Source organism: Okeania sp. SIO2F5 (assembly GCF_010692685.1).
GTDB classification, from domain to species: Bacteria; Cyanobacteriota; Cyanobacteriia; order Cyanobacteriales; family Microcoleaceae; genus Okeania; species Okeania hirsuta.
The window spans coordinates 15,732-24,970 of sequence record NZ_JAAHGU010000008.1; the positions used below are offsets into that span (position 1 = coordinate 15,732).

Consider the following 9,239-nt stretch of genomic DNA (forward strand, 5'->3'; position numbering starts at 1 on the left):
ATATTAAAAAGATGACCGTAGATACATCGGTAGCAATAATGAGTCTAGATAAACCGATAAATAACACCATGTTATCAGATAAATCTGGGATTGAAATTGTCGGATGGGTAATTGGAAAAAAGTCAAAAGCTACCCTAGTAGAGTTTGTCTGTAATGATGAAATAATTCATACAACTTTAGTTAACCATGAGCGTTTAAGTGTCTCAAGAGTGTATCCAAAAGAACCACAGGCAATAAATAGTGGCTTCAAAACTTTAATATCCGATCGGAGGCTATTAGAAGCGAAAGAAATGTTAATTCAATTTGTACTAGAAGACAACAGCCGTATCCCTGGTTATTTGCTTGAGTTGAGTAAGCTGGAGTCAGATAATTCAGCAATTACAGAAAATTAAATATTTGCTCCATACTAAAGTTAATAGGACTTACGTAGTAGAACGTATTTCCGTCCGAAGTGACCGACATCGAAGCAATCTCAAACGCTACTTTTTCCAGCCTCGTGCGTAAGTCCTGATTAATAAAAAGTTAATAATTAGTATGTGCCATTACCCTTTGAATTGTAAACAAAATTGAGAAAGATGATTTATGAAAAAAACTACAAAAATTGACCAAAGCCAAGAAATTATATCTAATATTAAAAAGATGACCGTAGATACATCGGTAGCAATAATGAGTCTAGATAAACCGATAAATAACACCATGTTATCAGATAAATCTGGGATTGAAATTGTCGGATGGGTAATTGGAAAAAAGTCAAAAGCTACCCTAGTAGAGTTTGTCTGTAATGATGAAATAATTCATACAACTTTAGTTAACCATGAGCGTTTAAGTGTCTCAAGAGTGTATCCAAAAGAACCACAGGCAATAAATAGTGGCTTCAAAACTTTAATATCCGATCGGAGGCTATTAGAAGCGAAAGAAATGTTAATTCAATTTGTACTAGAAGACAACAGCCGTATCCCCGGTTATGCGATTGAATTTGGTCAGTTAGAATCTAATGAGTTGGCCTCTTTGCAGAGTAAGCCAGATCGTAAAAGTTCATCTAACTACGATGATTTTATTTCTCAAATATATGTAGAAAATCCCTACAATGGCTTTGATTTTAAACAATATAAAATGGATTTGCAAGGCTGGAACGGCAAACATAAGGTATTTGCTGAAATGATACCTACAGTCAACCCTAAGATAATTATTGAAGTTGGAGTTTGGAAAGGACAGGCAACAGTCCACATGGCAGAGATAGCCACAAAAGCCGATCCTAAAGCGATTGTTATATCTGTGGATACCTGGCTAGGTAGTCCTGAGCATTGGAATCCTCAAAGACCTGATAATATATTTTTGTCTCTCCAGCTTAAACATGGATATCCTGGAATGTACTATCAATTTCTAGCCAATGTGATGTGGAAAGGATTAGAAAACAATATTATTCCATTACCACAAACCAGTACCAATGCTGCCATAATCCTAAAACGCCTGGGAGTGAAAGCGGATTTGATACATATAGATGCTGGTCACGAGTTTGAGAGCGTTTATTTAGACCTTGTGAACTATTGGGATTTGCTGACAGAAGGAGGAGTATTAATAGGAGATGATTTTATACCGGGTTGGCCGGGAGTTAAGAGTGCAGTAGAACAATTTTGCTCAGAGCGGAATCTTAAATTCATTGAAGATTCACCTAAATATGTTATTAAAAAAAATAAGTGATGGAACAACAACAAATCAGAGGTCAAAAAACAAGGTCACTCAAACTATTAGATCAAATTTTGATGCTCTAGTTATCTTTAGAGAAGAATGAGCTAAATTGACAATATGAAAATTTGGGAACACTACCTAGAACAAGCAAAAGATTTCTACAAGAATCAGAACTGGTCAGAAGCGATCGCCTCTTACCAAAACGCCCTCAAACTCAACCCCAACCTCCCAGGAATACATCAAAAAATTGGGGATGCTCTACAACAACAAGCAAAAGCAGAAAAAACTAATCTGCTTAACTTTTACAAACAGAAAATTAAACAAAACCCAGACGATCTACGAATCTACTATCAAGCATTAGAAATTTCTCCCAATGATGCCGAAATTTACCTGGGGTTAGGAAAAGCGTTTGCCAAAAAAGGGTTCTTTGACCGCTCTCAACTCGCCTATCAAAAAGTTCTCCAACTACAACCCAACCATCCCCTAGCAGAGAGTTTTCAATCTACTCAAAATTCCTTAAGCTCCCAAACCCCTTCTCTCCCCCAAACCCCCCAACTAGACCAAGCAAAACAAACCCTTGATACTCTCAACCAAATCACCCTTGATAGTTTCCTCAATACCAACTCTCAACTAAATTTTCCCCTGGTTGAAAATCCAGAAATTAGCATCATTATTGTTCTCTATAACCGAGTAGAAATAACTTTAAGCTGCTTATACTCCCTTTTGAGAAATCCTTTTAAATCTTTTGAACTAATATTAGTAGATAACAACTCCACTGATACCACCCGTCAACTGCTACAACAGATAAACGGGGCAAACATTATTCTTAATCATCAAAATTTTCATTATCTCCTGGGATGTAACCAAGGTAGCAAAATTGCTCAAGGAAACTATCTCCTATTTTTGAATAATGATGCTCAAATTCTCGGCAATAGTATCCCCTCCGCTCTGGAAACCATTAAATCTTCAGATGATATTGGTGCTGTGGGTGGAAAACTAATCCTTCCCGATGGCACCCTCCAAGAAGCGGGAAGTATCATTTGGCAAGATGGAACTTGCTTAGGATATGGACGTGGAAACTCACCTACTGCACCAGAATATCAATTTAAACGTACTGTTGATTATTGTTCCGCAGCTTTTCTCTTAACTCGACGGGATTTGTTTTTACAATTAGGAGGATTTGATGAAGATTATCAACCAGCTTATTTTGAGGAAACTGACTATTGTGTGCGACTACAAAAATTAGGGAAAAAAATTATTTACGACCCTAATGTAAATATTCTCCATTATGAGTTTGCTAGTTCCAGTAATACAGGTTCCAGCAAACAGGCGATCGCTCTGATGGAAAAAAATCAAAAGATATTTCAACAAAAACATAAAGACTGGTTTCCATCTCAATATCCTACCGAACTAAAGAATTTAATATTTGCTCGCACTCAAGCTAGAGAAAAACAAAAACGTCTATTATTTATTGATGATAGAATTCCTCATCCTTGGATAGGTTCGGGTTATACCCGCAGTCATTCTATTCTCTGTAATCTTGTTAAATTAGGCTATTTTGTCACCCTTTATCCAGGGGATCTGGGTTATCTCGAAGATTGGTCAACTATTTATTCTGATATTCCCCAAACTGTTGAAGTTATGCGGGGATATGGGTTAATTCTGTTAGAAGATTTTTTAAGAGAACGGAAAGGATATTATGATTTAGTTTTGATTAGTCGTCCCCATAATATTAAACATTTAAACTCTATTTTAGTGAAAGAAAATCTCCTTAAATCAGCCCAAATTATTTATGATGCTGAAGCAATTTTTAGTATTCGAGACTATGAATATAAACGTTTAAATCAAATTACTTTTACTGAAATAGAACGTCAAAAAGCTATAACAGAAGAAATTAAGCTAGCTAAAAATAGCCATCATATTATTACTGTTTCCTCCCAAGAACAACAACAATTTCTTTCACAAGGTTATACTAATGTCAGTTTATTAGGTCATTCTCTATCAATTAATCCTACTCCTAAAACTTTTGCAGAAAGAGAAAATTTACTGTTTGTGGGTTCAATATATGAAAAAGAATCTCCTAATGCTGATTCTATTTTATGGCTAACTTCGGAAATATTTCCGATGATTCAAGAGCAACTTGGTTTAACAGTAGAATTGATAATTATTGGGAATAATACTGTAGAAGAAATTGAACAAAAAGTAAATAATTTAAACAACCCATCAATCAAAGTATTAGGAAAAGTAGATGATTTAACACCATTTTATAATCAGGCGAGATTATTTGTAGCTCCCACTCGATATGCAGCAGGAATTCCTCATAAAGTACATGAAGCAGCAGCTTATGGTTTACCTATTGTGACTACATCTTTAATTGCTCAACAGTTAGGATGGAAAAATGAAACAGAATTATTAGTTGGTGATAATAATGTAGATTTTGCTCAACAATGTATCAAACTTTATCAAGATTCAGCTTTGTGGAATAAACTTAGAAAAAATGCCATGAAGCGAGTTGAAACTGAATGTTCTCCTCAAGTTTTTTCACAAAGATTGAGTTCTATTTTTAAATAGCAGTCAGCACTCAGCAGTAAATGTGTGCGTTTGCGGAGTATTCCGGTACGGAAAATCGTAGTAAAGATTCAGATCGCTGCCACAGAACAATCAATTGGGATACCAGTTGTGAGGTTGAAAAGTTTGGCGCAACAACTCTGGTTGCAAGTAGTGAAATTCGTCTGGCAAACCAGGTTCCTCCTGATTTTCACTTGGTAGGTTGTACATGGTGGGTAGAGTTTGCTTTGCTGAAAGTGGTGGTTCTGATTGAATTGATATATTCGTCATTTCAGTTATCAGTTATCAGTACCTACTGTAATAGGGAGGTTTGAAATTATGGTTTGGTTCGAGTGGGCGATCGCAAAGTATTGCGGAATATTATCTTTTTGTCTGACTAAAAAATAAAGGGTTTTTTTACTTAGGACTTACGCACTGACAATAGATATAGGGATTTGTGCGTTACGCTGTCGCTAACACACCCTACCAATAGCATTCATGCGTAAATCCTGAAACTACTAATAACGACACTATTTGCGCCCACATTTTTTCACACTTACAGCTTAACATAGGATTTTGACAAATATGAAAGTTGTGTGTAGGAAAAATTTTTGATACTGGAGGAGCGATCGCGATACCCTTTTTACAAGGCGTGAGCTACATCAACTATCCCCATAAATCCCTCTTAAAAAGGGGGACTTCCGGTTTCCCCCCTTGTCAAGGGGGGTTAGGGGGAATCTCCAGCAGTGTACCTAACCCTTACTGAGAAATGCTATATTATAACTGATAACTGAAATGGTGTTGCATAAAAAATCTTGATTTTATGGTGGAAGAAAATTAATTTTTTTCTAATAGTAATTCTGCCAATTCACAAAAACCTTCTGCTTCTTTTTGACTGGTAATATAAACTGGTTGATGATTCAATTTATCCGCATATTCTCGAATATTTGCGACTCCCACCGACAAAGGGAATTTACCTTCATCAAACAGAGTTTCATCATTAGGACTATCACCAACTGTAAGAATTTTTTCTGTTGTTAATTCCGGAAAATAGTCTGACAAAACTTGCAATAAACCCGTCGCCTTATCCTGTTCTAAAGGTTTAATATGACATTGCACAGTACTATAGGTAAAACCATAACCTTTGGAGTGACAAATCTTTGCCATTTTTGTCAGTTCAGATAAATTTAAGTCCTGAATATCAAAAGTAAAATCTGTGAGTCTAAACTGATTATCAACAGATTCTTCAATCCGAGGAAATAGACTTTTTAAGTATTGGAAAACTTCAGCTAAATGTTGTCTATGTAGATTAATATTTGGGATAGAAGTTAAAAATTTAGGTGCTTCGTTATGATTAGGATAAAAGAAACCTCCATTTTCAGCTATCGCTCCTACTACTGGCAGATAATTTTTAATAGCTTGCACCCAACCGGCAGAACGACCTGTAATTATTAATACCTGAATTTTTGCTGCTGCTAATTTTTCTAAACTAAGGAAAAGATTAGAAGTAAATTCACCATTTTTAGTTAATGTACCATCCATATCAGTAGCTATAAGTTGAATATTTTTAAGGCTTGTTTTTGCTACTGTTTCAGAGAGAGGAGTCAAAGGCATAATTAATATTTATGATCGATTATTTCAAAACTTTTGAGATTATATAGCGTTTCTCAAAGTAAGCATTCAGCTCTTAGCAGTCAGCTATCAGCAAATAATGAATAATTCCATATAAGCATGAAGAAACGTAATTTTACAGTAAGTTTTAATTCTATCCAAATTTCTCAATTGCTTTTACCTCCTCCTATCATCAATAGCTGTTAACGTAGTTCCTCCGCAGGAGGCTAGCTAATAGCTGACTGCTGAATGCTTACTTCTCAAGTTACTGAGATACAGTTTTTTCTTCTTTTCTATTCTGTACAGACCTTGCATGCAACGTCCCTACCTGATCCCTAAAAGAAACGAATGCGCGTACCTCACGCTTTTTGGGAATTGCTATATAATAATGTACTAAATAAAGAGTTATTCTCATTATGTTTGAAACAATTACAGCTACAAACCTAACTTTACATGATATTGAAACTAAATTCAATTTACAATTTTCTGAATATAAGCAATTTTTTCGAGAATGGCTTGATAATTTACCAATAATTAATGGTTGAGAAAGACAAGGGTTAGATAAACTAAAAGCTGGTTATCTCAACAATATTAAATATCAAATGTTAGAAAATACTACCATTTTGTTAGTATTAGTACCATTATTATATTTGGCAGATTTATATATTCCTCTCTTTCATATTGAGTATAAAAAATAAGTATAATTTGTGCTACAATAACTACAATTACTACTCTTGAATTATGGAATATCTAAAAAATAGAATATTAATAATCAACCTTCTATCCTAGATAACTAAACCCCTTCTTCCTTCTTACTTCTTCCTTCTTACTTCTGCTATAGAAGATGAGGATCAAATTGTTAGGAGAAGTATAGATATTTTGGTCTTAAAAGAATATTTTTGGGTAGTTGCTATTGAAGCTAAACGGTCACAATATTCTCTAGAAGTAGGATGGCCTCAACTATTATTTTATCTGTTAACTAATCTGACTCCAAAAGTACCTACATTTGGATTATTGATAAATGGCAGTAATTTCAGATTTATTAAACTAATGAAGGGAGATAATTTACAGTATTCTGTATCTCGACTTTTTGATATTCTTAATCCTGGAAACGATCTGCATCAGGTTTTTCAAATTTTAAAGCATTTATCTCAACTGACTGAAGGTGACAATCTGGAATAATCATCATCAACAAATAAATCAGCTATCAAAAGAGGTGAAAATGACAGAAATATTATTGCCAAATTCTTGTACTCTTAGACCTGCATCTGCCAAAGATATTTGGTCTATTCGTAAAGTAGTTTTAACTGCTAAAATTGACCCAACTCAATTAATTTGGCAACAATTTTGGGTAATTGAATGTGAAGAAAAATTAGTAGCTTGTGGGCAGTTGCGTAATTTTGAAGATGCAGAAGAATTAGGTAGTTTAGTCGTTATCAAATCTTGGCAAAAATGTGGTTTAGGAACAATACTAACCAAACATCTGATTCAACAATCAACTAAACCTTTATATCTAGAATGTCTGGGGAAAAAATTAGAATCTTTTTACAGTCGTTTTGGTTTTGTACCTATTTCTTTAACCGAATTACCTCAATCTCTAAAGTTCAAATTTGGTATATCTCAATTAGCTAGAAAAATCTTCAAACTTCCCGTAATAATTATGCAGTATCAAGGAAACAAGTAATATCATGTCCGTTTAATTAGTGATAATAAAGTTCTTAGATGGTAGGTAGTAGGTCGTAGGTCATAGGTCGTAGATGTAAATTCAAGATCTAACACTGTAAACGAAGCAGAAATTTGGGATATTCATTCAAGATCGCTTCAATAGAACATTTTTATTATACTTAATTATCTGGACATGGTATACATCAAAGATTGTTAAATTAATAATTCATCTAACGCTATTCTCAAAAGTTCCAAGAATTGGTGAAAGCAAAACCAACTCTCTTGATTTATTTGGGGAAAATACAACATGATTTTCTTAAACAAAAACGAGTTACAGCAAAGTGTAATTTTAGCAGCTGAGGTGCTTCTGGTGCTTCTGGAGTTTTCACCAATGGATTATCATCTGGTATTAGCATAGATAGTGGTATTATTCTGACTACAGGTGCAGCTACCGATGCTAAAGGTCCTAATGATTCAGATAAGAAAACTACCGACAATGAATTGCCTGGAGATTTTAATTTGGATGGGTTGATTTTTGAAGACCAAAAAACCTTTGATGCAACTATTCTGGAATTTGACTTTCAAACTGAAGGAAGCGATGTTTTCTTCAATTATGTATTTGCCTCTGAAGAATTTGATATTTAAAATTTTATCCAATCGCTCTTAGAGCTGATTTATAAAGTAAATATTAAGAGGATAGATACTTTACATTTTAAGGGTTTGACACTATCTAAGCCCCAAGGGCATAACTTTTGAAAAACCCATGCTAGAAAGGGATTTCAGCTCAGTTTACAAATCAGTTCTTATCGTAATTATATTTTTATTAAAAATATAATCACCTATTTATTAACTTTTAAATATTTTTCATCAATAATTAACCAGATAAAATAAAATCACCTAGCTTATGGCTTACCCCATAAATTTTGAAACGCCTATAGTCATTTTTTTCATCACAAAAACTCTATTGATACCTTCCACTGTTTCCTACTCCCAATTTCTGTAAGAGTCCTCTTAAATCTAAAGCTGGATTTGTAAAGAATTATTACTAAGTTACTCTAGAAGAGAAAATACAATTATTTTCTGGTATAAAGATGCCACTTAGGTTTTTGATTGACTACATATAATTAAGGAAAAGAAAAAATGCTTTACTCAACTTTACTCGCAGTTGGCCCTAATACTTTTAGTTGGAGTCCCAAAATTGCTTTAATTATGATTATTTGTAATATTGTAGCGATCGCCTTCGCTAAGTTTACAGTTAAATATCCTAGCGTTGGACCTGCAATGCCTGGATCTAACTTTTTCGGTGGTTTTGGTGTAGCTGGAGTTTTAGCAACTACTAGCTTTGGTCACATTTTAGGTGCAGGTGTAATTCTTGGTTTGGCAAATATAGGATCTCTGTAACATTTCCCTCAACTATAACTATTAGCAGAAAATTGTTAATTCAATTTTGATTTATTTATGGCAACTTCCCTAAAAGTTGCCTTATTTGTTTACATAACTATTGCGCAATAGCAATAAATCATTGGAACCAAACAACCAGCTTTTTTATGAGGCAAGAGATTTACCATTAAAGGGAGAAGATAGGTTTTTCCAGCTTATTAATGTATTTGACATATCAAAAGCTGAAAACTCAGACAACGCCTGATTTTCCTCCTTCCTTCTGTTGTAGACAACTAAACGCCTTCTTCCTTCTGCTATATATGCTATAACGCTGTAGTGGATTTGCA

Annotated in this window: 9 protein-coding genes and 2 pseudogenes; 8 read left to right on the plus strand and 3 right to left on the minus strand. The window is 34.2% G+C overall.

Annotation, left to right across the window (positions count from 1 at the left end):
• The 3 genes and pseudogenes from F6K27_RS05290 to F6K27_RS05300 all read left to right on the plus strand — a co-directional run.
• Positions 1–392 (plus strand): annotated as a pseudogene (locus tag F6K27_RS05290) (hypothetical protein); the annotation flags it as partial.
• Between the two features lie 190 nt (positions 393–582).
• Positions 583–1,701: a class I SAM-dependent methyltransferase gene (locus F6K27_RS05295; protein ID WP_287274881.1), complete on the plus strand. Its 1,119-nt coding sequence runs from the start codon at positions 583–585 to the stop codon at positions 1,699–1,701.
• Between the two features lie 105 nt (positions 1,702–1,806).
• Positions 1,807–4,260, plus strand: coding sequence for a glycosyltransferase (locus F6K27_RS05300; protein ID WP_287274883.1), 2,454 nt, complete (start codon positions 1,807–1,809; stop codon positions 4,258–4,260).
• A gap of 90 nt (positions 4,261–4,350) precedes the next feature.
• Here F6K27_RS05300 and F6K27_RS05305 read toward each other — a convergent pair whose 3' ends face one another.
• Positions 4,351–4,527, minus strand: coding sequence for a hypothetical protein (locus tag F6K27_RS05305; protein ID WP_338043219.1), 177 nt, complete (start codon positions 4,525–4,527; stop codon positions 4,351–4,353).
• Positions 4,528–5,073: 546 nt separating this feature from the next.
• Complete coding sequence (locus F6K27_RS05310; protein WP_124146234.1) at positions 5,074–5,850, minus strand: HAD-IIB family hydrolase; 777 nt, start codon at positions 5,848–5,850, stop codon at positions 5,074–5,076.
• Positions 5,851–6,263: 413 nt separating this feature from the next.
• Between F6K27_RS05310 and F6K27_RS05315 the strand changes: the two genes are divergently transcribed.
• From F6K27_RS05315 to psaK, 5 genes and pseudogenes are all read left to right on the plus strand, one after another.
• A complete protein-coding gene (locus tag F6K27_RS05315; protein ID WP_275670413.1) occupies positions 6,264–6,392 on the plus strand; it encodes a hypothetical protein in 129 nt (42 codons plus the stop codon).
• A gap of 334 nt (positions 6,393–6,726) precedes the next feature.
• A complete protein-coding gene (locus tag F6K27_RS05320; protein WP_287274885.1) occupies positions 6,727–7,029 on the plus strand; it encodes a hypothetical protein in 303 nt (100 codons plus the stop codon).
• Positions 7,013–7,531, plus strand: coding sequence for a GNAT family N-acetyltransferase (locus tag F6K27_RS05325; RefSeq protein ID WP_375340849.1), 519 nt, complete (start codon positions 7,013–7,015; stop codon positions 7,529–7,531). The genes F6K27_RS05320 and F6K27_RS05325 overlap by 17 nt, the downstream gene beginning before the upstream one ends.
• A gap of 341 nt (positions 7,532–7,872) precedes the next feature.
• Positions 7,873–8,148, plus strand: a pseudogene (locus F6K27_RS05335) (choice-of-anchor L domain-containing protein); the annotation flags it as partial.
• 504 nt (positions 8,149–8,652) lie between these two features.
• A complete protein-coding gene (psaK, locus tag F6K27_RS05340; RefSeq protein WP_124146237.1) occupies positions 8,653–8,913 on the plus strand; it encodes a photosystem I reaction center subunit PsaK in 261 nt (86 codons plus the stop codon).
• Positions 8,914–9,057: 144 nt separating this feature from the next.
• On the opposite strand, the gene F6K27_RS05345 is transcribed toward psaK, so the two are convergent.
• Positions 9,058–9,239 (minus strand): hypothetical protein (locus F6K27_RS05345; RefSeq protein ID WP_287300847.1); only part of this gene is annotated, 182 nt, incomplete at its 5' end.